This window comes from Glaciecola sp. HTCC2999 (assembly GCF_000155775.1).
Classification (GTDB): Bacteria; Pseudomonadota; Gammaproteobacteria; order Enterobacterales; family Alteromonadaceae; genus Opacimonas.
The window spans coordinates 302,730-326,942 of the sequence record NZ_DS989812.1 but is presented as its reverse complement, the minus strand read 5'-3'; the positions used below and the strand labels follow the sequence as shown (position 1 = coordinate 326,942).

21 protein-coding genes and 1 tRNA gene are annotated in these 24,213 nt (G+C 39.5%); 10 read left to right on the top strand and 12 right to left on the bottom strand.

Annotation, left to right across the window (positions count from 1 at the left end; translation table 11 throughout):
• Positions 1-53 precede the first annotated feature (53 nt).
• Positions 54-584 carry a DUF2062 domain-containing protein gene (locus G2999_RS07770; protein WP_010180415.1) on the top strand — a complete coding sequence of 177 codons (531 nt, stop codon included), beginning with the start codon at positions 54-56 and terminating at the stop codon, positions 582-584.
• A 19-nt stretch (positions 585-603) separates the two neighbouring features.
• Here the strand turns inward: G2999_RS07770 and G2999_RS07765 are convergent, their stop codons facing one another.
• Both G2999_RS07765 and zipA read right to left on the bottom strand, forming a co-directional pair.
• Positions 604-2,535, bottom strand: coding sequence for a BRCT domain-containing protein (locus G2999_RS07765; RefSeq protein WP_010180413.1), 1,932 nt, complete (start codon positions 2,533-2,535; stop codon positions 604-606).
• Positions 2,536-2,540: 5 nt separating this feature from the next.
• On the bottom strand, positions 2,541-3,893 hold the full coding sequence (zipA, locus tag G2999_RS12680; RefSeq protein ID WP_010180410.1) for a cell division protein ZipA: 1,353 nt from the start codon (positions 3,891-3,893) through the stop codon (positions 2,541-2,543).
• Positions 3,894-4,437: 544 nt separating this feature from the next.
• Here zipA and cysZ point away from each other — a divergent pair.
• The gene (gene cysZ, locus G2999_RS07755) at positions 4,438-5,178 is read left to right on the top strand and encodes a sulfate transporter CysZ (protein WP_010180409.1); all 741 of its coding nucleotides are present in this window, start codon (positions 4,438-4,440) and stop codon (positions 5,176-5,178) included.
• On the opposite strand, the gene G2999_RS07750 is transcribed toward cysZ, so the two are convergent.
• The 3 genes from G2999_RS07750 to pnp all read right to left on the bottom strand — a co-directional run bounded on the left by G2999_RS07750 (position 5,159) and on the right by pnp (position 9,092).
• Positions 5,159-5,929, bottom strand: a complete 771-nt coding sequence (locus G2999_RS07750; RefSeq protein ID WP_156780241.1) for a hypothetical protein — start codon at positions 5,927-5,929, stop codon at positions 5,159-5,161. The genes cysZ and G2999_RS07750 overlap by 20 nt on opposite strands.
• Positions 5,930-5,940: 11 nt before the next feature.
• Positions 5,941-6,840 (bottom strand): lipoprotein NlpI, encoded by a 900-nt coding sequence (gene nlpI / locus G2999_RS07745; RefSeq protein ID WP_010180405.1) that lies wholly within the window; start codon positions 6,838-6,840, stop codon positions 5,941-5,943.
• Positions 6,841-6,983: 143 nt separating this feature from the next.
• Complete coding sequence (gene pnp, locus G2999_RS07740; protein WP_010180403.1) at positions 6,984-9,092, bottom strand: polyribonucleotide nucleotidyltransferase; 2,109 nt, start codon at positions 9,090-9,092, stop codon at positions 6,984-6,986.
• A gap of 237 nt (positions 9,093-9,329) precedes the next feature.
• Between pnp and G2999_RS07735 the strand changes: the two genes are divergently transcribed.
• Entirely contained in the window at positions 9,330-9,683 is a 354-nt protein-coding gene (locus G2999_RS07735) for a hypothetical protein (protein WP_010180401.1), read from the top strand.
• A gap of 179 nt (positions 9,684-9,862) precedes the next feature.
• Positions 9,863-10,159 carry a hypothetical protein gene (locus G2999_RS07730; RefSeq protein ID WP_010180399.1) on the top strand — a complete coding sequence of 99 codons (297 nt, stop codon included), beginning with the start codon at positions 9,863-9,865 and terminating at the stop codon, positions 10,157-10,159.
• 312 nt (positions 10,160-10,471) lie between these two features.
• Here G2999_RS07730 and G2999_RS07725 read toward each other — a convergent pair.
• The 6 genes from G2999_RS07725 to ftsH all read right to left on the bottom strand — a co-directional run bounded on the left by G2999_RS07725 (position 10,472) and on the right by ftsH (position 16,095).
• Positions 10,472-10,557 (bottom strand) — tRNA-Leu (locus tag G2999_RS07725).
• 20 nt (positions 10,558-10,577) lie between these two features.
• The gene (secG, locus tag G2999_RS07720) at positions 10,578-10,988 is read right to left on the bottom strand and encodes a preprotein translocase subunit SecG (RefSeq protein ID WP_010180397.1); all 411 of its coding nucleotides are present in this window, start codon (positions 10,986-10,988) and stop codon (positions 10,578-10,580) included.
• A gap of 1 nt (position 10,989) precedes the next feature.
• A complete protein-coding gene (gene tpiA, locus G2999_RS07715; protein WP_010180395.1) occupies positions 10,990-11,736 on the bottom strand; it encodes a triose-phosphate isomerase in 747 nt (248 codons plus the stop codon).
• Positions 11,737-11,849: 113 nt separating this feature from the next.
• The gene (glmM, locus tag G2999_RS07710; protein WP_010180392.1) at positions 11,850-13,196 is read right to left on the bottom strand and encodes a phosphoglucosamine mutase; all 1,347 of its coding nucleotides are present in this window, start codon (positions 13,194-13,196) and stop codon (positions 11,850-11,852) included.
• 36 nt (positions 13,197-13,232) lie between these two features.
• Positions 13,233-14,057 (bottom strand): dihydropteroate synthase, encoded by an 825-nt coding sequence (gene folP / locus G2999_RS07705; RefSeq protein ID WP_010180390.1) that lies wholly within the window; start codon positions 14,055-14,057, stop codon positions 13,233-13,235.
• Positions 14,058-14,163: 106 nt separating this feature from the next.
• The gene (gene ftsH / locus G2999_RS07700; RefSeq protein ID WP_034955624.1) at positions 14,164-16,095 is read right to left on the bottom strand and encodes an ATP-dependent zinc metalloprotease FtsH; all 1,932 of its coding nucleotides are present in this window, start codon (positions 16,093-16,095) and stop codon (positions 14,164-14,166) included.
• Positions 16,096-16,484: 389 nt separating this feature from the next.
• On the opposite strand from ftsH, the gene yhbY reads away from it, so the two are divergent.
• The gene (gene yhbY, locus G2999_RS07695) at positions 16,485-16,781 is read left to right on the top strand and encodes a ribosome assembly RNA-binding protein YhbY (protein ID WP_010180386.1); all 297 of its coding nucleotides are present in this window, start codon (positions 16,485-16,487) and stop codon (positions 16,779-16,781) included.
• 75 nt (positions 16,782-16,856) lie between these two features.
• Here the strand turns inward: yhbY and G2999_RS07690 are convergent, their stop codons facing one another.
• Entirely contained in the window at positions 16,857-19,295 is a 2,439-nt protein-coding gene (locus G2999_RS07690) for a Lon protease family protein (RefSeq protein WP_010180384.1), read from the bottom strand.
• Positions 19,296-19,462: 167 nt separating this feature from the next.
• On the opposite strand from G2999_RS07690, the gene leuS reads away from it, so the two are divergent.
• Genes leuS through nadD form a run of 5 tightly spaced genes read left to right on the top strand, consistent with a single transcriptional unit; the run spans position 19,463 to position 24,213 of the window.
• Entirely contained in the window at positions 19,463-22,045 is a 2,583-nt protein-coding gene (gene leuS, locus G2999_RS07685; protein ID WP_010180382.1) for a leucine--tRNA ligase, read from the top strand.
• 10 nt (positions 22,046-22,055) lie between these two features.
• Positions 22,056-22,556, top strand: a complete 501-nt coding sequence (lptE, locus tag G2999_RS07680) for an LPS assembly lipoprotein LptE (RefSeq protein ID WP_010180380.1) — start codon at positions 22,056-22,058, stop codon at positions 22,554-22,556.
• 2 nt (positions 22,557-22,558) lie between these two features.
• On the top strand, positions 22,559-23,230 hold the full coding sequence (holA, locus tag G2999_RS12175) for a DNA polymerase III subunit delta (protein ID WP_369769860.1): 672 nt from the start codon (positions 22,559-22,561) through the stop codon (positions 23,228-23,230).
• Positions 23,175-23,588, top strand: coding sequence for a hypothetical protein (locus tag G2999_RS13825; RefSeq protein WP_369769859.1), 414 nt, complete (start codon positions 23,175-23,177; stop codon positions 23,586-23,588). Before holA ends, G2999_RS13825 begins: the two co-directional genes overlap by 56 nt.
• On the top strand, positions 23,581-24,213 hold the full coding sequence (nadD, locus tag G2999_RS07670) for a nicotinate (nicotinamide) nucleotide adenylyltransferase (RefSeq protein WP_010180378.1): 633 nt from the start codon (positions 23,581-23,583) through the stop codon (positions 24,211-24,213). Before G2999_RS13825 ends, nadD begins: the two co-directional genes overlap by 8 nt.

Genomic DNA, 24,213 nt, shown 5'->3' with positions numbered 1-24,213 from the left:
GATGAAATATATTAATCCAATACTTTAAATAGGAACTTAACTGTTTATTTATCATGCCTAAAAAGTTTATTAATAAATTTCTGCCAGACCATAAGACTATCAGGGAGCAAAAATTCCTGAAACTGTTCGGAAGTATGTTTCAAGATCCTAATTTATGGCATTTGAATCGGCATTCTGCCGCCGGTGGATTTGGCGTGGGGTTATTTTTTGCTTTTTGGCCAGTCCCTTTTCAAATGTGGCTGGCTGCATTTGCCGCTATTCCATTACGTGTTAATTTACCCTTATCTGTAGCCACGGTATGGTTGACTAATCCCATCACCATGCCCCCTATTTTTTATGGCGCATATAAAGTTGGAACGATTGCTTTAGGTACTGAAGAAGGTCAATTTGAATTTCAACTTTCGTGGGATTGGCTAGTAGAGAGTGTCAATACAATTGGACCCGCATTTATTGTAGGCTGTTTGATTTGTTCAGTGGTATTTGGTGGCTTAGGCTATTTAAGTATGAACCTATTATGGCGCCGTTCCGTGGTCAAAACTTGGCAACAAAGACGTGTTAAACGCCGAGAACGACATTCTAAATAAACTATTAGCGATGGTTAGGTTAACCTATCATCGCTAAATACTCTAGTTCAGTCAGTACAGTGACGCCTTTATCTCTAGCAGCATTGATCTTATTTGCTCCCACTTTATCACCCGTAATCAAGTAGGTTGTATTACCACTTACAGACTTACCCACTTTCGCACCAAGTGTTTTAGCATGTTTTTCCATATCACTGCGAGAGCCTGACGTCATTGAACCTGTGAACACCACTTGTTTACCAAATAGCACCGTGTCAGCTAAATCACTTTCTGATAATTTTGGTGTGACAATCAAGTTAAACCCAAGTTCATACACTTTGAAAAACTCAGTTTTGACGTTAGCAAGTCCTTCTACAATCGCTTCTGCACTGAGTTGCGCAAATCCATCAATTTCGACCATAGCGTCAACAGTTAAATCAAATAACTCTGAAAGCGTATGATGTTGAAGTAGCTTTTCTCCATTGCCACCTCCTAATCGTGTGATCCCGAAAGCAGCAAGGAAACGCCAGTCTTCGATAGCGACTGAACGACTGACATTAAGTTGTTCCACTAAATTAAGTGCCGTTTTTTCACCAAAACCCCAAGCCATTAAATCAACTGGTCCAAGCGCGTAAATATCATGAATATGTTTTACACCGTTTTGACACAATTTTTCTACTACTTTTGGTCCAAAACCATCGTTATTGCCAAGTGTTTTAAAGAAATGCACAAGTGTATTTTCTCGTTGAGCAGGGCAATCATTCTTATTCGGACAAATTAAATGGTCTGCCTCCCAGATAAGATGAGAATGACAACTTGGACACGCATCAGGTAATTGTGGAGTAACTGCTGTAATTACTTTTTCAATTTTTGGAATAACTAAACCGCTGCGTACCAGTTGCACTATAGCGCCAGGACCTACACCGTTGGATTGCACCATATTATAATGATGTACCGTTGCTCGACTAATGGTAGCTCCACTGAGTTTAGTGGGTACCAGTTCCGCAACCGGCGATACTCGACCTGTTCTAGATGTCTGAGGGGTCACACTAAGTACTTCTACCTCAGCTGATTCATCATTCACTTTAAAGGCAATTTGCCAGCGATGATGATGGCGTGTAGCTCCCAGGTGGGCTTTAATATCCGGATGCGTAGTTTCTAATATAACCCCATCAATATCATAATCTACCGCTTGCCAAATCGGTTCAATTCTCGCTTCGACATCCTCAGCTAAGACATCGATTAATCCTGTCCAGTTAGGTAATAATGCAAACGGATAAAACACACATGCTTCATCTTGAATCGCTTTAACGACTGAGGGCTCAATCTTTTTTTCTGCAATGATTGCGGCTTGAATATTACGAGAATTTTCAAATTGGTCTGACAAAAATGTATCAAAGTACTGTTTGGAGATAACTATTTCACCAGGACCTAAGCCCCTTTCTCCTTGATTAGCGACAGCTAAACCACGTGTGAATGCACGCGTGATATCTTGACCTCGCACACCATCCCCACGAGTGTAGAGGGTGTTTCCGTCATCGTAAGCGGCATAGCCATCAAGTTTAGGCGTAATTCGGATATTGACGTCACTATGGGGAATACTTAACTCATCAGCAGCTTTTTTGATCCGAGTGACCCACTTTTCAATCTCTGTTATTGAGTAAGCTTTATCCGTAGATAACATTTTTTGAGGTAGAGTGATTGTTTTACCCGAAACTATTTCTGGTTCAACTTTAAGTAAAAATGGATGATCAGGCTCGCGAGCTTGTAATGCGGAGAGTAAATGATGATCGTAAAATGCGTCTTCTACTAGAGGGAAACCGGCACGATAACACGCATTAGTTGCCTCTAAAACCGCAATAAGTTGCTCATCTGTCCATGAAGTTGGTTGAGCTTCTTCCAACAAATCCATCACAGAATTGACGGATATCGGTAATGTTAAGCTTGAAATAATTTGTTGCTGTTGAGGTGTCATTTGACTCACGCTTTTGGTTGGCCAAGTAAACGGCGACGTTCAAATTCACGGATACGCTCTACATAATGTTGTAAACCTTGTTGGGTCAATGCACTGCGATACTCATCCAATACTTCTGCGCCAAATTCATCCGCTAATTTACGAGCAGCATTATGCATCATGTTGAAGACTTGATGAGCATCACCATCAATCGGAAGTGCCATAAACAAAGTTAATCCATGGAATTGTTGTGACTCCATATTGTGTACGTCAAACACTCCTGGTTTAAACATATTAGCAATACTAAATAAGACAGGCCCTTTCCCATTAGAGTTAACATGGCGATGAAAAATGTCTGATTCACCAAATTTAAAACCTAGTGTAAGCATGGATGCTAGTAAGCTCGCACCCGCAATAGGATATTCTCTCGCTGCTCGAATGTTCAAAGATAAAAACTCAGGAGCGATATCATGAGTTGGCTCTTGTTGGGCTTTTGCCGTCGCTTTTGTTTCATTAAGCACAGGATCTACCGTATCAAAATCAATGCGCATTTGGTCATCATTGATTTTAGGTTCATTCCTGATACTTGAACGGCGATTTTTACGTATGACTAAATTTTTAGCTTGCTCTGTCAATGATGGTTTTTTTTGAGGCTCCAACTTCTCTGGTGTTTCGCTAAGCTTTGGTTCGACAGTCGGCGCAGTATAAATAGGCACTTCTTCTATAGTGTTATTAGTTTCATCAGAAACGGGTGTATCAGCTAATGCCGTTTCGCTCAACTCTGGCGCATTAACAGTATCTTGAGGAGTATTAGCGTTAGTTACTTCAGACTCATTATCTTGTAAAAAATGCTTTGGTGGTTCAGGAATATCATTATTTGAAATATCTACTTGCACGACGGGTTTTGTATGCGGTTTTGGATTGGTTACGACCGAAGCATATACGACATGATCATCTATTTCAGGTTCTGGTTTGTCTGGTGCTACAGGCGTATTTTCATCAAATCGCGGAATATCATCTAAATCAGATATTGATGAAGCAGAAGGCTCACTAGAATTAACAACAGGTAAACCACCATCTACCGCTTCAACAGGTTCAGTTTTTTTCGATGAAATAGTACTGACTTTACCTACACCATATTCATCAAATTGATCAATGTCGTTAAACGGATCGGGTAAATCGATATTTTCAGCTAAAGGATCATCTAATCCTTCGACATCTTCGCTATCTATACCAATATTGGGCGCATCATAGTCAATCTCATCCTTGCTCCAATGGGCTTGTGGAGTATTGCTTTTACGACTGACCCACAGGCCATGTACTAATAAAGCAACAATCGCAATTGAGCCGAGTATGATTAACGTAAGTTGTAAGTCCATCCAAAAATCCTTTATGCCAGTGTTATGGCAACTGCTTCTTCGATATTGACGGCGACCATTCTCGATCCCCAGAGTGGAGATATTGTAACATCAGTTAAATGACACGCCATCTCCATCGCAATTTTATTGTGCAATTATGTATAATTTGTACGGTTTTAGACCTTTCACTGATTCATTTATAAAAACGTCTAACGTTTTGCCAACCAGCCTGTCATCCACTTTATCTAACAAACATAATCGCGCAAAGTGGTATTCGAATATAGCGAATTTTAAAACAGCCAAATAAGGCTTAAATTGGCTCATTTGAATTGTTTAAGACGCATAAAAAGTATACGAAATTTACCGTTAAGGTTGATTGTTTAATTTAACAATAATGCCGTTTTCGTGCAATGACTACATATGACACACCATTAATTATATGTATTTCATCTTTCTCTTAATTAAGGGGAGTCATACTGACGCAAAACTTAGTAACAATTACATCAAAGACTAATTCATTTAACTGACTTATAATAAATACATTATTGATTACTAGGTTTATTTCATGATCGCCGAATCATCTTCTCCTTCTGGTGTAAGTTACTTTATGCAAGGATTTTCCCTAATTACCGTCAAAGGCTTAAAACGCTTCGTGTTTGTTCCCTTGATGATTAATTTAGTGTTATTTGCGAGCGCCTTTTATTTTTTATTTGGTGAAATCGCTATAGGTATTCAGACGGTACTGAGTTTTATTCCTGATTGGTTAGGCTGGTTAAAAGAAGGGTTAATTTACGTGTTGTGGCCCATTGCCGTGATCAGTGTTTTACTAATTTTCGCGTTGATATTTGGCACGTTAGCTAACTGGATTGCCGCTCCTTTTAATGGATTATTAGCTGAAAAAGTAGAACAACACTTAACTGGACAGGCAATAGATTCAAGTGGACTTGGCGATATTATTAAAGACCTGCCTCGTACACTAGGTCGGGAAATGACTAAATTACTATATTATATCCCTCGTGCTATCGGATTTTTAATATTGTTTTTTATATTACCTATCTTTGGTCAAATATTATGGTTTTTATTTAATGGCTGGATGATGACAGTGCAATATGCAGATTATCCCTTTGATAATCATAAAATCCCATTTCACCAAATGCGTCAACGCTTAAGTGAACGTCGCTCGTTAAGCTTTAGTTTTGGCATTATCACCAGTATCTTTGCCTTGATCCCAATTGTGAATTTTATTGTGATGCCTGTGGCTATTTGTGGCGCAACAGCAATGTGGGTCAATGAATATAAATCTTAGTAGATAGCTTTGCTGTTCGGCCTGTTAACACTTGTTGCTGCCATAAATATTGATACCAATAAGGGATCATCGCGACATCAAAAAACCGTAAAAAATTAAATTGGTTTGGATGCAATAGATATTGTCTCGGTGTTGAAGCTAAATACTGGCAGCCAGGAAATATAAATGCTTCGATATCTTTCCTCAGCGTACCTGAAGTGCTGAGTAACTGAATTTGAAATAGCTGCTGATACGGATGGTTAGATTGTCCTAATAGCTGACTTTCGAAAATCACATTTGGCGCATACCGTTTAATTTGACATTGATACTTAGCTGCTGCGACGCGCATAGGATATTCATCTAAAAAACCGGCAAAATGGGCCAGTTCATGGATAAACACCTCATAAGTATCATCAAAACCTAGGTACATACGAGCGGCAGAAACATAAGCGGTGTTACGATGATCAACGGTTACCCATTGAGAAGGCGATATACCTTGCTCAAGTGACTTTTTATTATTTGGTTGCAACAAACAAATGGGTAAGAAGGTTTTAGTTTTATCAAATAAAAACTGCGTATAAATATCCCATAAATAAAAGTAGCTATTAAACGTCTCGGCTTCTAATGCCACATGATCAAGACACTTCTCAAAAGGCTTGAGAATGAAGTTTTGGTTAGATGTATGTATGAGCGGTTGACTAATAACGGCCGCATGAGGATTTTTCCCCCATAAATTCATACATAACAAGACTAACATTAATGATCTCGTCATGTGCATATCGATTATTGAGTATTAGCATCTCGAATTGCTGAAATTTCCACACGAGCAAAACGATGTTCAACAAATTCAAATACATTCGTGCTTAATGCTAACTTAAAGAAGTTAGTCGCGACCCTATTCTGCCCTAACTCACGATAATATTTACCTAAATAAAAATATACCTCGCAGAGTCGCTTATTGAGTTGATTCCGACTCTCAACACCCTCCACTACTGAATCAAGCAGTGATTTTTGTGAAATATTACCTAAGTAAAAATCAACAATCTTATTCGCCCATTGATCATTAATCATTAATTCACGACGCTGTTGTAAATCTATCATTGCACGATTTTTATCTATTTTAGAAGCAATAATATACGCCCATAATAGACGATAAGTATCCTGAGTGTCATGATGATAATATGTTTCAATATCAGGAAGAGACAACTCATACCGCTTTGCATAGTATAGTGCCATTGCTCGATTCAAGTATGCGAACTCATATTCTGGTGCCATTTCTACTACTGCATCAAAAGCATCATATGCTTCAATAAACTCCCCTCGAACCGTATGATGTATGCCAAGAGAGTTATAAGCTTCATATAAAGTAGGATCAAAACGAAGTGCTTGTTGAAAATCATAAAATGCCAGTCCATCTAATCCTACGCTATCGAACAATAGTCCACGACGAAACAAAAATTGAGCTCGCTCTGCTTCTGCTAATTCTGTACTCATCATCACCACATTAAATTTAGCCAAAGCTTGTTGAGCTAAGATTGATGTGCGAGCTGACTCAGGGATAATGAGATTAGACATAGCATGTGTTGTATTAGAGTGATCAACGCTATTTTCATGTTCAGGAATAGACTGACAACTAAATAATGAAATGCATACCAATAAACTTAATAAACGTGACACAGGCACAGGAGATATCCTTGTGGATTAAACAGACAGGTGAGCAGATAAAATTATCATGAAACGGTGTTAAACAACAATCTGAATTTTATTACAGGCATAAAAAAGGAGCCTTATCGGCTCCTTTAAAACTATTGAAAATCAATCAGTACTTATTCAGCGTCTGATTCAGCCGCTGGCTTTTCAATCAATTCTTTCATACTCAAGCGTACACGGTTTTGACGATCAATTTCCATGACCTTCACTTGTACTTCTTGACCTTCTGATAAATAATCAGTCACTTTAGCAACACGCTCATGCGCGATTTGAGAGATATGTACCAGGCCATCTTTGCCAGGTAATACTTCAACAAACGCACCAAAATCTGCGATACGTGAGACTTTACCGGTATATACTTTACCGACTTCGATTTCAGCCGTAACTTGTTCAATCTTCTCAATAGCAATGGTTGCTTTCGCTTTTTCCGTTGCAAAGATTTTAATAGTTCCGTCGTCTTCGATTTCGATATTAGTGTCCGATGCTTCAGTAATAGCACGGATCATCGCACCACCTTTACCGATAACATCACGGATTTTCTCTTGGTCAATCTTCAATGTGTAGATACGTGGCGCAAATTCAGATAACTCATCACGGTGTCCACCGATCGCTTGATCCATGACACCTAGAATGTGTAAACGTGCTTCTTTCGCTTGCTTAAGCGCGATCTGCATGATTTCTTGAGTAATACCTTCAATTTTGATATCCATCTGCAAAGCAGTAATACCGTTAGTAGTACCCGCTACTTTAAAGTCCATATCACCTAAGTGATCTTCATCACCAAGGATATCTGATAATACAACGAAGTTTTCATCAGATTTAACAAGACCCATTGCAATACCAGCAACAGAAGCTTTGATTGGTACACCAGCATCCATTAACGCTAGAGAAGTACCACAAACAGACGCCATTGAAGAAGAACCGTTTGATTCTGTGATTTCTGACACAACACGAACTACGTATGGGAAATCAGTCTCGCTTGGCATAACGGCTTGGATACCGCGTTTAGCAAGACGACCATGACCAATTTCACGACGCTTCGGAGAACCGATGAAACCAGTTTCACCCACACAGTATGGAGGGAAGTTATAATGCAACATAAAACGAGAAGTAGACGTTCCGCCTAACTCATCAATCATTTGTGCATCACGTTCCGTTCCTAGTGTAGCAGCAACCAATGCTTGCGTTTCACCACGGGTGAAAACAGAAGAACCGTGAGTACGAGGAAGTACACCCGTTGCTACGTCTAATGCACGGATCATCGCTGGATCACGACCATCAATACGCGGCTCACCGGCTAAGATGCGTGAACGAACAACATCAGACTCTAAATCGTGTAATAATTCAGACACTTCTTTAGGATCTTGATCAGGATTTTCCGCTAAAATTGCTGCAGATGCTGCTGAAGTCACTGCAACAACAGCGTCTTTACGCGCTAATTTATCAGAAATTTGATACGCTTCGGTCATACCGGCTTTCGCAAGCTCAGCCACTTTAGTTTTTAATTCTGTGTTTTCAGCTTCTGGTGTCCAGTCCCACATCGGAGTGTTAACCTTAGCAGCAAACTCACGCACATTATTAACCACAGCTTGTGATTGTTCATGACCGAAAACAACAGCACCTAGCATGACTTCTTCAGATAAGATATCAGCTTCTGACTCAACCATTAATACGGCTGATTCAGTTCCTGCAACAACTAAGTCTAGTTGGCTTTCTGCTTGCTCTGAATGACGTGTATTTAAGATGTACTCGCCGTTAGTGTAACCAACACGCGCAGCTCCGATTGGACCATTAAATGGAATACCAGAGATAGCTAATGCTGCTGAGGTACCGATTAAAGAAATGATATCCGTTGGAATTTCTGGGTTCGCAGAAACAACTGTAATAACGATTTGTACTTCGTTTTTAAAGCTTTCTGGAAATAATGGACGAATTGGGCGGTCAATAAGACGAGCCGTTAATGTTTCGCCTTCTGAAGGACGGCCTTCACGTTTAAAAAAACCACCTGGGATTTTACCCGCAGCATAAGCTTTTTCTTGGTAGTTAACCGTTAGAGGGAAAAAATCTTGATCTGCTTTCGCTTCTTTTTTTCCAACAACCGTTACTAATACAGATGTATCATCCATGCTTGCCATAACAGCAGCAGTGGCTTGACGAGCAACTACGCCCGTTTCTAATGTCACAGTATGCTGACCATACTGGAAGTTTTGAGTAATAGGAGTCACTATTTATCCTTTGATTTCAATTATTTCATACGCTTTTAAATGCGGTGCATATTATAAATTGTTCTTATGCAAAATGCCATTAAAGTATTATGAAGCAAGCTGAATAATCAAAATCATACTTTCGAAGTAAGTAAACGGGTAACTTTAGGCTCTGAACAATACTAAAGTGCCATAGGCTTTTTATAAATGAGGATTATAATTTAAAGGGTTACATGTTTTTTGAATGGCTATACACTAATGAAACTAAATAAAATTAATGACTTCCGTGTTCAACCAGCATGGTATGAGTACGTATTTTTGTATTCCGTCACAGCGGTATCATCAATTATTTTGGGGGTAAGCCTTCTTAATAAAATTAGTGGATTATATGGCTGGCTAGCACTTATTTTGATTATCAGTGTCTCGTATATATATTCTGTCATCAAACGCACACGTGATAATCGTGCTAAACAATATTATCTTGATACGATTCAAGACTATTCTGTACCAGAATTACAACAAATTCTTAGGCGTCAACAGAAAAATAAAAGTGAGTATATGATTATTACAAGACGTATTAATTACCTACAACACACTATCAATAATCACTAAATGACATCGACAATCTACACATCATCATATTTTTGTGTCTAAAATATTTACACTTCTATAAACATCCCCTACAAATAAATCAAAAAAACTATAAAAAACAATAGATTAAAAAGTTGGCCTAGAGTTTGCTGTATCTTTATTACTTAAACTATACATTCGTAAAAAGGTAATGAAGTCTTATGTCTAGAATCAATACAGTTACAGCTGAAGTTCAATATTTTCACAACTTAATTAAAAGTGAAGTTGCACTTCCTGAACTCACAGCAATAAACGAGCACAATTTAGAAAAATTGCTAAATAAAATTTATCGATATGAAACTCGTTGTGTAGTCAAAAAACAATCCTATTCTGAAAAACATTGCATAGAATTACGCTCACGAATTGCAGACTTACTGTTATTGATGGATAACTTTGATCTACAAGCAGTTATAGCAAGCCGAAATACAGATGTCGAAGATATCGAATTTGTTGCTTAAAGCATTGATACATAAGCGAAAATAACTTAATTAAAAATGAGTGTTTTTGTGAATAAACTTTACATGTTGATTAACTTATTTTCTGGAGTAAATAAATATTATGATAGTTACTATCACTTTAATTTTAGCTATGAGCCTATTGGGAGTGTACTACTATGATAAAAATCACCGCATAAAAGAACGCGACTTAATCTTAAAAAAATATTTAAAGAAAAGTCCTAATAAATCAGAGAATGAAACACATAATTAATGACATGTTAGATTAAAACAGATGCAAAAAAAAAGACAGCTACTAAAGCTGTCTTTTTTATATGGTGCGGAAAGCGGGACTTGAACCCGCACGAGCTATGCTCACCACCCCCTCAAGATGGCGTGTCTACCAATTCCACCACTTCCGCGAAATATTGTTAACTAAATTTTAGTTTGGATTACCGTCTGTTTCTTTGTTTTCATTCGAAACAGGGACGTCATTAACTGTAGAAGCATCTGATATTGTTGTCGCAGTAGCAACTGGGACATCAGAGGCTGGCAAATCAACTACCGGCGCGTCAACAACTGGCACTTCTAAATTTTGCCATTCATCTACAGCCTTTTCTGAAGAAGCTGTTAAGTTTCCTAATAATAAACTAATTAAGAAAAATAAAGTAGCGAGTATTGCAGTAGAACGGGATAAGAAATTACCTGAACCACTCGAACCAAATACTGTATTTGAACCGCCACCACCAAGTGATGCTCCCATATCAGCACCTTTACCTTGTTGGATCAACACTAAGCCAATCAACAATAATGCAACGATAAGATATGCAACGATCAATACTTCTTGTAACATGTTAGCCTCTTTGATTTGCCGCTTGGCAAATAGTTAAAAATTCTTCTTCTTTTAAGCTTGCTCCGCCCACTAGACCACCGTCTATATCAGGTTGAGCAAATAAATCAGGTGCAGTCTTAGCATTAACACTGCCACCATATAAAATCGATAACGATTGGGCAACAGAGGCGTCAATACTACCTAAGTAATCCCGAATGAAAGCATGTACTTCCTGCGCTTGTGCTGGTGTTGCTGTCACTCCGGTACCTATTGCCCAGATAGGTTCATAAGCTAAAATACACTTACTTAACCCAGTCATACCCACTGCATCAATAACACTGTCAAGCTGTGCCTGGATAAATTCGTTCACTTTCCCTGCTGTGCGAATATCTAATGATTCTCCAATACAAAGTATTGGGGTGATATTCGCTGCAAGAGCGGTAACCACTTTTGCCGCAATAATATCATTATTTTCATGATATAAATCACGACGTTCAGAGTGTCCAATCAGCGTGTGGCTAATATCAATATCGTTAAGCATTAACGTTGATAATTCACCGGTAAATGCACCTGATTGTTGCTCCGATACGTTCTGTACACCGATGATAAGCTGTTCACAATCAAACTCATTCACGTACAAAGCTGGAGGGAAAATCATCACTGAAACGTTATCTAATTTAGCGACAGTAAACGCATTATTGAATGCACTTACTAATGCCTTATTACCATTTAGTTTCCAATTTCCAGCAACTATTTTTGTACGAGACATCTGAATAAATCCCTTTTTCATTTAGCAATGAATTTCAGGTCGGCGATATTACCCAACCTACCGTAAATATACAAGTAAAATCAGCCCTTACACATAAATAAGGGCATGGATAATTACTCAACTGCTTTTTTGGTGACAACTTGTGCAATGTGCGCTGACCATTTATCTGCATCTTCGGCACTTTGCGCTTCAACCATCACTCGGATTAGCGGTTCAGTCCCGCTTTTACGTAGCAATACACGTCCAGTATCACCTAAAGCGGTTTCTGCTTCTGCAACAGACGCTAATACATCTGGATCTAAACAATAATCTGTTTCTGACGGTTCATAGCGGACATTGATAAGTTTTTGAGGAAATTTAGTCATGCCTGATAATAATGATTTTAATGACTTTTCAGAACGTAACATCGCTGTTAGCACTTGTAAGCCAGCGACAATACCATCACCTGTAGATATCGTCCCCAAATTCAGCACATGCCCAGAGTTTTCTCCACCAATGGACCAGTTCTTTTCTTTCAATAATTCCATAACATATCGGTCGCCCACTTTTGAACGCGCAAATGGGATACCTAAATTATCAAGGGCCACTTCTAAGCCTAAATTACTCATCTGCGTCCCTACTACTCCTCCAGATAACCGACCACTCTTAAGGGCATCACGCGCGATAATAAAGATAATTTGATCGCCATCAACCACATTACCTTCATGGTCAACTAGCATAATACGATCGCCATCACCGTCAAGAGCAAAGCCTAAATCAGCTTGATGTTCTTTCACTGCCTCGACACAGGCTCGCATTGAAGTAGCACCTACTTTATGATTAATATTCGTACCATTAGGTTTGGTCCCAATTTCAATCACCTCTGCACCTAATTCACTTAGTACACTTGGGGCGATATGATAAGTCGCACCATGAGCACAATCGACGACGATTTTAAGTCCAGTCAATGATAAGTCACTTGGAAAAGAACCTTTGCAAAATTCAATATAACGGCCCGCAGCATCATCAATACGCATCGCTTTACCTAACGCACTTGAATCCACACATGTCATTGGCTCATCCATCATCGCTTCTATTGCTGCTTCTACTTCATCATCTAATTTATAACCATTAGCAGAAAAAAACTTAATCCCATTATCATAATAAGGATTATGCGAAGCGCTAATCACGATACCCGCCTCTGAACGAAAGGTCTTTGTTAAATACGCGATAGCTGGGGTTGGCATAGGACCTAATAAACCCACATTTAAACCTGCAGCAGCTAGGCCAGATTCAAGCGCAGATTCCAACATATAACCTGATATACGTGTGTCTTTACCGATTAATACTTTATTAGTGCCTTTACCCGCTAACACTTTCCCTGCAGCCCAACCTAACTTAGTGACAAATTCAGGGTTGATGACTGAACTACCTACTTTTCCGCGGATCCCATCGGTACCAAAATACTTACGTTCGCTCATATAAATACTATTTCCTTAAATCTACAACGAAATACGTTATAGAGTACTGTTCATTTTGTTGAATACTTTTATAATATCGGCCGTTTCTTTCACATCATGAACACGTAAAATGCTGGCGCCCTTGCTGCATGCTAATAATGCACATGCTAGACTCCCGGCTAAACGGTCATCCACACTGCGATTAAGCAAGTTACCAACCATTGATTTACGTGACATACCCGCTAAGGTAGGGACTTTTAAATATTGAAATTTATCGAAATGCTTTAATAACTGATAATTATGTTCTAATGTTTTACCAAACCCAAAACCCGGATCTACAATGATGTGTTCATGCTTTATTCCTGCACCTAAGCAAGCATTAATCCGGGCTTCTAAAAATTCATAGACCTCGCCCACTACACTTCCATATTCTGGCGTCTCTTGCATTGTACGGGGCTCACCTTGCATATGCATTAAAGATACTGGGACTTGTAATTTAGCAGCAGTACTTAATGCATCAGGTTGCTGTAAAGCACACACATCGTTAATTAAACGAGCACCTGCATGAACCGCTGCTTGCATTACAGTCGCTTTAGAAGTATCTATCGATATAATACAATCTATATTTGCTGCTATTTTTTCAATGACAGGAACCACTCTATCTAATTCGGTTTGTTCACCCACTGCAACTGCGCCAGGCTTAGTTGATTCGCCCCCCACATCAATAAATACAGCACCATTATCGACCATGAGTTGTGCTTGTGCTACAGCATCATCAATAGAATTATGCTGACCACCATCAGAAAAGCTATCTGGAGTCACATTAAGTACCCCCATTATTTGAGGTGTATCAAAATAGCACTGTTTATTTCCAAATTGCATCGTCTGCTCTCCATAACCGAGTCATAATTATATGCCAAAAAGGCGTTAAAAACAAAAAACGCCGGTAAATTACCGACGTTTTATTTTTTACCTATTACCCATTTAATTACTGAGTTAAATCACTGGCACCATCCAAATTCGGTGAGTTTTTATCTTCACCTTTGGCAGACATACCACCTGACTTATCATCGTCAGAAGATTTACGTTGTTCCCAATCACTCGGTGGGCGAACGTCGCGGCGCTCCATTAAATCATCGATTTGTTTAGCGTCAATGGTTTCATATTTCATCAATGCATCTTTCATCGTGTGCAATATATCAATGTTGTCATTTAACATTTTTTCCGCACGAGCATAATTACGGTCAATTAAATCTTTAATTTCAGCATCAATGGCACGAGCGGTTTCATCAGACATACTTGATGATTTAGATGAACTACGTCCTAAGAAAACTTCACCTTCTTCTTCAGCAAACAATTGCGGCCCCATCTTCTCAGATAGCCCCCACTGCGTTACCATCTTACGCGCAATATCCGTTGCCCGTTCGATATCGTTAGATGCACCAGTGGTGACTTTTTCATCACCATAAATAATTTTCTCGGCTAAACGACCACCATAAAGACTTGAAATCATACTTTCTAAGTGTTGCTTAGAATGACTTACTCGGTCTTGTTCTGGTAAATACATCGTCACACCTAATGCACGTCCACGAGGAATAATAGATACTTTATATACCGGATCGTGTTCTGGAACTAAACGCCCTACAATAGCATGTCCAGCCTCATGATAAGCCGTCATGGCTTTCTCTTCTTCTGTCATGACCATTGACTTACGTTCTGAGCCCATCATGATTTTATCTTTTGCTTTTTCAAACTCTTCCATTGCGACAACGCGCTTGTTTGAACGAGCAGCAAATAACGCAGCTTCATTGACTAAGTTAGCTAGATCAGCACCCGAGAAACCTGGCGTACCACGGGCTATCACTGCCGGCTCGACATTATCAGCTATTGGCACCTTACGCATATGAACTTTTAATATATGTTCACGACCACGAATATCAGGTAACCCAACAACCACTTGACGATCAAAACGTCCAGGACGAAGCAATGCAGGATCTAATACATCTGGACGGTTAGTCGCGGCAATTACAATGATGCCTTCATGACCTTCAAAACCATCCATCTCTACTAACATTTGATTTAACGTTTGTTCACGTTCATCGTGACCGCCACCAAGGCCAGCTCCACGTTGACGACCCACAGCATCAATTTCATCAATGAAGATAATGCATGGTGCGCTCTTTTTAGCCTGTTCAAACATATCTCGAACCCGAGATGCACCAACACCGACAAACATTTCAACAAAATCAGACCCTGATATGGTAAAGAAAGGTACTTTTGCTTCACCAGCAATAGCCTTAGCTAATAAGGTTTTACCCGTTCCCGGAGGACCAACCATTAACACACCTTTAGGAATTTTACCGCCTAACTTTTGGAATTTAGATGGGTCACGTAAAAAATCAACTAATTCAGATACGTCTTCTTTTGCTTCATCACAACCAGCCACATCAGCAAAGGTCGTTTTGATTTGATCTTCACCTAGTAAACGTGCTTTAGATTTACCAAATGACATCGCCCCCTTACCGCCCCCACCTTGCATTTGACGCATGAAGAATATCCATACACCAATAAGCAATAACATTGGGAACCATGAAATGAAAATACTGGCTAACATTGACTGTTCAGCAGGCGGTTCACCCAACACGCGAACGTCTTGTTTCACTAAATCAGACACAAGTTGGTCGTCAAAATAAGGAATATATGTCACAAAATTTTCACCCGAGCGTTTAACTCCTCGAATTTCATTTTTGGCACTATCAATTTTGACTTCGCGTATCATGCCCTGATTGGCTTCTTTCAAAAATGTAGTGTAATCAGTCTGTGGACGCGAGCTTTCTCCAGGTGAGAAGCTTTCGAAGACAGCCATCAGCACTACTGCGATAACTAACCATAGGATTAAATTTTTTGCCATATCACTCAACGCCATTAACCTCTTGTTTTGCCTGATATTGAGATATCTTAATAGATTTTAGATTACTATAAAAAGTGCCTTCTTACTACCGAGAATAAGTACAAAGAACCACTAATTTATCACTTACTGTGTTTCCAATCTAAACACCGCTATTAAAATATGCATGAGACTATTACAGCCTTTCAATTTCTACGCAGTAAATCACAATAATGTTCAATTGTAATGAATAAGAAATTTCAGAGTGTAAAAAATCGATCTGAGTCTACTATTATTGATAGACATAATATGTCATCGTCGACTATATCACGATAATCTGACCGATCTTTATTGGTCTTACAAGATAGATAGAGGTAGAATATATTTTTTCAAGACCCGAATGACACTAAAGATATTAATTAATGAAATTATCCAATAAACAAAAACAATACCTAAAAGGCTTAGCACATCCACTCAAACCTGTTGTACAACTTGGTGGTAATGGCTTTACTGAAGGTGTGCTGGCAGAAATTGAAAGTGCATTGGCGCATCATGAACTAATTAAAGTCAAAATCCCCAGTGACGACAGAGAAGAAAAGCAACTTATTATGGATGCGATTGTACGTGAAACAGGTGCGGTTAAGGTACAAAATATCGGTCATATTTTGGTCATTTTCAAACCATCTGAAGAAAAGAAGATTCAAATTCCAAAAGCATAAATCTTGAGATACAGGGTGCTGCTTAGCGCTATCACCCTGTCACTTATTTTTATGTGATAATGAAAACCAACTACTCTATTCCTCATCGCTACCATTGATGATATTTGAAATATTATACAGTTGATTTAAGGCTATATAGTTCACTGAACCTTTAGGATAACGACCCTTAAGGTTATATTGCCCAGCTTCACGTTGCATCAACAAACTCAATGCCTCATCCACCGTCTTCACCGCAAATATAGAAAACTTACCTTGTTTTACTGCATCAACGATATCATTACGTAACATCAAATGATGCTGGTTAGAAAAAGGAATAATCACCCCTTGTTCTGAATGCAAACCCCGGTGTCTGCATAAATCAAAAAAACCTTCAATTTTTTCATTTATCCCACCAACAGACTGGACTTCACCGTACTGATTAATTGAGCCGGTGATGGCCAGAGACTGCAAACACGGAATATCAGTTAACGCTGAAATTAAGGCGATTAATTCTCCTAATGAAGCACTATCTCCATCGATATAGCCATAAGATTGTTCAAGAGCAATATTGGCCGATAGTGTTAAAGGAAAATGTTGAGCATATTTTTGTCCCAAATAGCCCGTCAGCAACATCACACCTTTTGAATGGATGGATTGGCCTAGTTCAACTTCTCGCTCAATATCAATCACGCCACTCGCCCCCACATAGACAGTGGCAGTGATTCTAGATGGCATACCAAAAGCAGTGCCACCGGCATCCAGCACAGTTAGCCCATTCACTGTACCTGTGGCAGTTCCTTGAGTTTGAATGAGAATTTGTTCTTCTTTGATATCTTCTAGTAGTGTGGTTGCCACCCGAGATACACGTTGATGGTGTTCCATTTTTGCGGTGTGCAAATGTGCAGCAGTAAATACTGTCGCATGCGCTTGTTTCGCAAAAAATACCGCTTGATTAATCATATCGATAACAGCGGAAAACTTGGCGCTAAGTTTATTTTGATGTTCACTTAAACGTAATGAATACTCTAACAGATAACTCACTGCATCAGGTTCAATGTCATTGAAACCATGGCCTTGCAAATGTTGTAAAATACACACAATAAAATCTTGTACATTACTGCGGTTAAGCGGTAACTCATAATCAAAATCGACGAGCACACCAAATAATTGTTCAAACTCAGGATCATAATCTTGAAGCGTATAAAATAGTTCTCTAGACCCTAACAATATCACTTTAACATTAAGCGGAATCGGTGCCGGTGATAACGTCATAGAATTAACCATGCCTGCGTCTTGCTGAGGTAAATCAACGCGTAATTGTTGTTGTTTCAAAGCACGCTTTAATGATTCCCACACATGCAGTTGATCGACCATTTTGTCAGCATCTAATAATAAATATCCGCCATTTGCTTGATGTAATGCACCACTAAATATCATACTGTAATCAGTCATGATACTGCCCTGCGCAGTAGAATACTCAATGCGACCAAACACGTTTTGATAGGTTGGATGCGACTCATATATAACTGGCGCACGACTACTTACATCATGCTGAACTAAAATATTAGGTAAGTAATGACTTTGTAACATCTCCTTAGCTTCGGTAACATCATACTTTTCTTCTTTTTCATCCAAATCATCAAGCCATAAAACCGAGTCAATAATATGATCCTTGATAGACTTGAGATATTTCAATACCGGAAGATTATTAGCATAAGTATGTTCAAGTGCTTTTAATAACGGTTTAATACTGTGTTCGGCGGTGTCACGCTTAAGTTGCCGCAATTTTTCCGATTGACTTCGCTTCCATGTAGGTAACTCAAACAAGCCCTCTTCTAGTTCTTGTTCACATTCTTTAATGTGTAACAAAAACTCTGCTTGGACATGTTCTGGTAACGCATGGAATTGTTCGTCCTCGACAGGTTTATTATCCACAATAGGTAAGAATGCGACTTTCCCATCGTCTTCAAACAGCGCAATATCATATCCTCGGGCAATGTGTTCAACCGCTTCTAAAGCTCCCTCATATAACGCTTCGTATTCTTTTTTTAAGGCAAGCTCTTTGCGCTGATAGCCAGGATTATCAAACGCAGCTGGAAATGTATCTAATAGGTTATTGACCAAATCCTGCATATCTTTTTCAAACGTACGTGACGCGCCTGCTGGAAATGCTATCGCGACGGGTGAGCGTTCATCTGACATATTATTAACATATACCCAATCACTGGGTATAGAAGCACTTTTCCCATCATGTTCGATATAGGTTTTCACTAGTGTAGTGCGGCCTGAAGCATGCTCTCCCATTACAAATATATTATAACCTGGCGCATCAATTCCTAAGCCAAATTCTAGTGCCCGCTTGGCTCTTTTTTGGCCAATAAAGACTTTTTCATTACATGGCTGACATTTAATATCAGACATGATTTTGTCAATATCAAAAGCGCTCAAATCAGCACGACATTGACTAGATTCCAAACGGGTTCGCGCCATCAAATCAAGCACAGATGAATGGGCTGAAAATAACAATTGACTCATAAGGAGAAGTTTACCTAATACATATTTTGTTTTATTAATGCTAAGTCTACACAGTATGCAGCTAATAGTCGCATAAAAATTCCTTATCGAGCATAGCCTTACGTCCATAGCTAAGGTATTCTATAGGGCTAAAAGATTGAACCTTATTACTCGGGATCCTATACAACATGTCGCAACAACCTTACTCCCCCCAGAGCCTTGAAGCCAATGTTCAGCAATATTGGCAAGATAATGCGTGTTTTGCCGCACAACCAGACGATAGCAGAGAGAAGTTTTATTGCTTATCTATGTTCCCGTATCCCAGTGGCAAACTGCACATGGGCCACGTACGTAACTATACCATTGGGGATGTGATCAGTCGTCATCAGCGCATGTTAGGTAAAAATGTCTTACAGCCTATGGGATGGGATGCTTTCGGCTTACCAGCGGAGAACGCCGCAATAAATAACAACACTGCGCCGGCAAAATGGACCTATTCAAATATTGAATATATGAAAGGCCAATTGAACTCATTAGGTTTTGGTTACGATTGGGAACGTGAGTTTGCTACATGCCAACCGGATTATTATCGTTGGGAACAATGGTTCTTCACGCGTTTGTATGAAAAAGGATTAGTTTATAAAAAACTCTCTACCGTGAACTGGGATCCAATTGACCAAACGGTACTCGCTAATGAACAGGTTATTGATGGTCGTGGATGGCGTTCAGGTGCGATAGTAGAACAAAAAGAAATTCCGCAATGGTTCATCAAAATTACTGACTATGCCCAAAAACTCTTGGATGATCTAGACCAGCTTGACCAATGGCCAGAGCAGGTGAAAACCATGCAGAAAAACTGGATTGGACGATCGGAAGGCGTGGAAATTACGTTTGATTTACCTCACACTATTGCCGGTTTAGATGCACTTGACGTGTATACAACTCGCCCAGATACCTTATACGGCGTCAGTTATGTGGCTGTCGCTGCACAGCATCCGCTAGCATTAGCAGCGGCAGAACAAAACTCAGCATTGAATACGTTTATCGACGAATGTAAAAATGCCAAAGTAGCTGAAGCTGATATGGCTACAATGGAGAAAAAAGGAGTCGATACGGGCTTTACTGCTATCCACCCTCTTACCGATGAGACGGTTCCTATTTGGGTCGCTAACTTCGTTCTTATGGGCTATGGCTCAGGCGCTGTAATGGCGGTACCAGGTCATGACCAACGAGATTATGATTTTGCTAAAGCCTATAATTTGCCAATCAAACAAGTTGTTGCTGGTGAAGGCTGTGATTTAAGCCTAAGCGCCTATACTGAAAAAGGCACATTGGTAAACTCCGGTGAGTTTGACGGTATGGATTTCCAAGCAGGTTTTGACGCCATTGCTCAAAAACTTAACGAGATGGGTAAAGGAACAAAGACGGTGAACTACCGTTTACGTGATTGGGGAGTATCTCGTCAACGTTATTGGGGAGCACCAATCCCGATGTTAAATCTCGAAAATGGTGAATCGGCACCCGTCCCAGAAGATCAGTTACCTGTCGTATTACCTGAAGATGTGGTAATGAACGGCGTTACTTCTCCTATAAAAGCCGATCCTGAGTGGGCGAAAACTAAATTTAACGGTCAAAATGCACTCCGAGAAACAGATACCTTTGATACTTTCATGGAATCATCATGGTATTACGCGCGTTACACCTCACAAACCAATAACGCCATGCTTGATCCAAGTGAAGCGAACTATTGGTTACCTGTTGACCAATATGTTGGCGGGATTGAACATGCGATTTTGCATTTACTTTACTCTCGTTTCTTCCATAAATTATTACGTGATGAAGGCTTAGTTGATTCTGATGAACCATATAAGCGCTTATTATGCCAAGGTATGGTATTAGCAGATTCATTTTATCGTGAAGATGAATCTGGGAAGAAGACATGGTACTCCCCTGCAGATGTGACGGTTACCAAAGATGATAAAGGACGCATTAATGCTGCGATTTTAGATGCCGATGGTGAGCCGGTCATTCATGGTGGCATGACGAAGATGTCAAAATCTAAAAACAATGGCATCGACCCACAACAAGTCATCGATTTGTATGGCGCAGATACGGTTCGATTATTTACTATGTTTGCTGCACCTCCAGAGCAAACGTTAGAGTGGGTAGATTCAGGCGTTGAAGGCGCTAATCGTTTCCTAAAACGTGTTTGGAAATTGGTCAATGAACATATTGCGTTGGGAGCAACTGAGGCCCTTACGCCTGAGACGTTAACCAAGTCACAACAAGATTTACGTCGACTCGTACATCAAACGATCGCAAAAGTCAGTGATGATATTGAACGTCGTCAAACCTTTAATACCGCTATTGCTGCCATCATGGAATTATGTAATCACTTACAAAAAGCACCGAGTGATAATGCACAAGACAGAGCCATTCTCCAAGAAGGGGTTGAAGCAGTCGTATTAATGCTAACACCCATTACACCGCATATTTGTCATGAACTTTGGACCGCGCTGGGACACACTGATGTACATCTAGCTCAGTGGCCAATAGCAGATGCCGATGCTATGGTAGAAGCAGAGAAACTTATCATTGTTCAGGTTAATGGTAAGTTGAGAGCGAAAATCACAGTTGCTGCGGATGCCGATAAAGATACAGTTGAAGCATTAGGGTTAGCTGAAACGAATGTCCAAAGTTTTGTCGATGGCAAAACGATTCGTAAAGTGATTTATGTGCCAGGTAAATTACTGAATATTGTGGCAAATTAAGGACTACATTATGCGGAACACTCGTATTGTCTTACTCATTTGTATAATGGCGTTGCTCAGTGCGTGTGGTTTTACTCTGCGTGGTCAACAGATCCCGCAGAGTTTACTCTCTCATTTAACATTAGAATCTACTCCTCAGTATTCTGATTTACATCAGACCATGCAGCAACTACTAGAGAAACAAGGGATGGCTGATTCTCTTAATGGCCAAATCCAAAACACAATGGTGTTGCAACCTGAAAACATCGAACGTAGATTACTTTCGGTATTCTCTACTGGCCAAGTGGCTGAGTATGAATTGATTTACAATGTTCGCTATGCGCTTAGCTTAGGTGATAATCCACCGGTATCCTATCAGTTTGTTCTAACCCGAGAATACCAAGATGATCCGCGGCAAGTGTTAGCGAAAACTCGAGAGTTAAATTTAGTGCTAAGCGAATTAAGACAAGAGGCCGCTCGTACTATATATCAGCGACTACCTGCCAATATCACACAGCAGTTAGGTCTATAACCATGCAATTGCGCCAACATCAACTTGCCTCACAATGCCAACAAGGTTTAGTCCCTTTTATTCTTATTTTTGGTGATGAACCTCAACAAACTATTGAAGCATTAGATACCGTTAGAAATACAGCTAAACAAAACGGTTTTGAAGAACGCCAAAGTTTGACCGTTGATGGTGATTTTGAATGGTCAACCCTCATTGACGCAACCCAAACCATGTCACTGTTTAGCGATAAACAGTTAATTGAATTACATCTACCCACCGGTAAACCAGGCAAAGAAGGCAGTAAAACATTATTAGACATAGTAGCGAATGCGTCACCCGATGTATTGCTTGTCATTCACGGCCCACGCATTGGTAAAGATGTACAAAACACTAAATGGTTTAAAACGCTGTCACAAGCAGGTTGGTTTATTCCTTGTTATGCCTTAGAAGGTCGTGATTTAGAGCAATGGATCTCTCAATTACTTACCGCTATCCCCATTCATACTACCCCCGACTGTGTCACGTTTATTGCTGATGCATGTGAAGGAAATATGCTAGCGGCTAAACAAGAAATCGATAAACTGGGTTTACTATATGCTGGTCAGACACTAGATATTACTCAAACTAAGGCTGCTGTGGTTGAACACATCACGTTTTACAGTGTATCAACTTATCGACACTATGCTCAGTGGTGATGCACAACGTCTAGTAAAACTCTTATACCGTTTAGAGAGTGAAGGATTGGAGCCGAATATTGTCATTTGGGCGTTAATTAAAGAATGGGAGACCTTGTATCAAATTGATCAGCTCCAGCGAACCTGTCAACGCATTAATTGGTCTGCTTTACGAGTGTGGGGTAACAAACAAGGACTCTATACCAAATTGGTGAATGAATTGACCCCGCAACGTTTTAATGACATTCGTGATGCGCTAAAAGAAGCGGATTTTCAATTTAAAAACACGACACCCGTTAGACCTTTTGTGATTTTGTGTCACTTATGTTTGTTGTTTACTCCATATGCCGTATCAGGATTTCCATTAGCGTATGAATAAAACGCCAATTTATTTATTTGGAGGGAGCTTCAACCCACCACATCAAGGTCATATTAATTTATTACTCGATCTGCAATCTCAATATCAAATTGATACTATAACCCTGTTACCTAACGCAATATCTCCCTTGAAGGTTGATACTCCTCCCGTTGCAAATCATCATCGTCTTAACATGCTTGAATTATGTATCTCAGAGCATCCTAACTTATGCATCGACGATTATGAATTACATCAAACTCAACCAAGTTATACGGTGAATACACTGACCCATTTTGCTCGTCATTATCAGGTGTTTTTTATTATTGGTTATGATAGTTACATTACTTTACCCAAATGGTATCAACTTGATAGCATTTTGAGTTTATGTCACTTGATTGTCTTACCGCGCACGATATCGAAACAAATTCCTCATCAATTGCCTCAACATATTGTGCAAAATACCACCACTCAAAAAAATGGGCCAATTACTTATCAAACTGGACGAATTACTCATGTAGACTTACCTAAAGTGAACATTTCTTCGACCCAGTGTCGCAAAGATTTACAAAATCATAGCAGAGAAAGTCAATTAATTATTCCAAGCGTGTTAAACTATATAAGAGAACATAATTTATATGAAGATTGA

Bases quoted from the DNA above. Each gene is read 5' to 3' on its own strand.
- G2999_RS07770 (WP_010180415.1), top strand. From the start codon at position 54: ATGCCTAAAAAGTTTATTAATAAATTTCTGCCAGACCATAAGACTATC.
- G2999_RS07765 (WP_010180413.1), bottom strand. From the start codon at position 2,535: ATGACACCTCAACAGCAACAAATTATTTCAAGCTTAACATTACCGATA.
- zipA (WP_010180410.1), bottom strand. From the start codon at position 3,893: ATGGACTTACAACTTACGTTAATCATACTCGGCTCAATTGCGATTGTT.
- cysZ (WP_010180409.1), top strand. From the start codon at position 4,438: ATGATCGCCGAATCATCTTCTCCTTCTGGTGTAAGTTACTTTATGCAA.
- G2999_RS07750 (WP_156780241.1), bottom strand. From the start codon at position 5,929: ATGACGAGATCATTAATGTTAGTCTTGTTATGTATGAATTTATGGGGG.
- G2999_RS07735 (WP_010180401.1), top strand. From the start codon at position 9,330: ATGAAACTAAATAAAATTAATGACTTCCGTGTTCAACCAGCATGGTAT.
- G2999_RS07730 (WP_010180399.1), top strand. From the start codon at position 9,863: ATGTCTAGAATCAATACAGTTACAGCTGAAGTTCAATATTTTCACAAC.
- secG (WP_010180397.1), bottom strand. From the start codon at position 10,988: ATGTTACAAGAAGTATTGATCGTTGCATATCTTATCGTTGCATTATTG.
- tpiA (WP_010180395.1), bottom strand. From the start codon at position 11,736: ATGTCTCGTACAAAAATAGTTGCTGGAAATTGGAAACTAAATGGTAAT.
- glmM (WP_010180392.1), bottom strand. From the start codon at position 13,196: ATGAGCGAACGTAAGTATTTTGGTACCGATGGGATCCGCGGAAAAGTA.
- folP (WP_010180390.1), bottom strand. From the start codon at position 14,057: ATGCAATTTGGAAATAAACAGTGCTATTTTGATACACCTCAAATAATG.
- yhbY (WP_010180386.1), top strand. From the start codon at position 16,485: ATGAAATTATCCAATAAACAAAAACAATACCTAAAAGGCTTAGCACAT.
- G2999_RS07690 (WP_010180384.1), bottom strand. From the start codon at position 19,295: ATGAGTCAATTGTTATTTTCAGCCCATTCATCTGTGCTTGATTTGATG.
- leuS (WP_010180382.1), top strand. From the start codon at position 19,463: ATGTCGCAACAACCTTACTCCCCCCAGAGCCTTGAAGCCAATGTTCAG.
- lptE (WP_010180380.1), top strand. From the start codon at position 22,056: ATGCGGAACACTCGTATTGTCTTACTCATTTGTATAATGGCGTTGCTC.
- holA (WP_369769860.1), top strand. From the start codon at position 22,559: ATGCAATTGCGCCAACATCAACTTGCCTCACAATGCCAACAAGGTTTA.
- nadD (WP_010180378.1), top strand. From the start codon at position 23,581: ATGAATAAAACGCCAATTTATTTATTTGGAGGGAGCTTCAACCCACCA.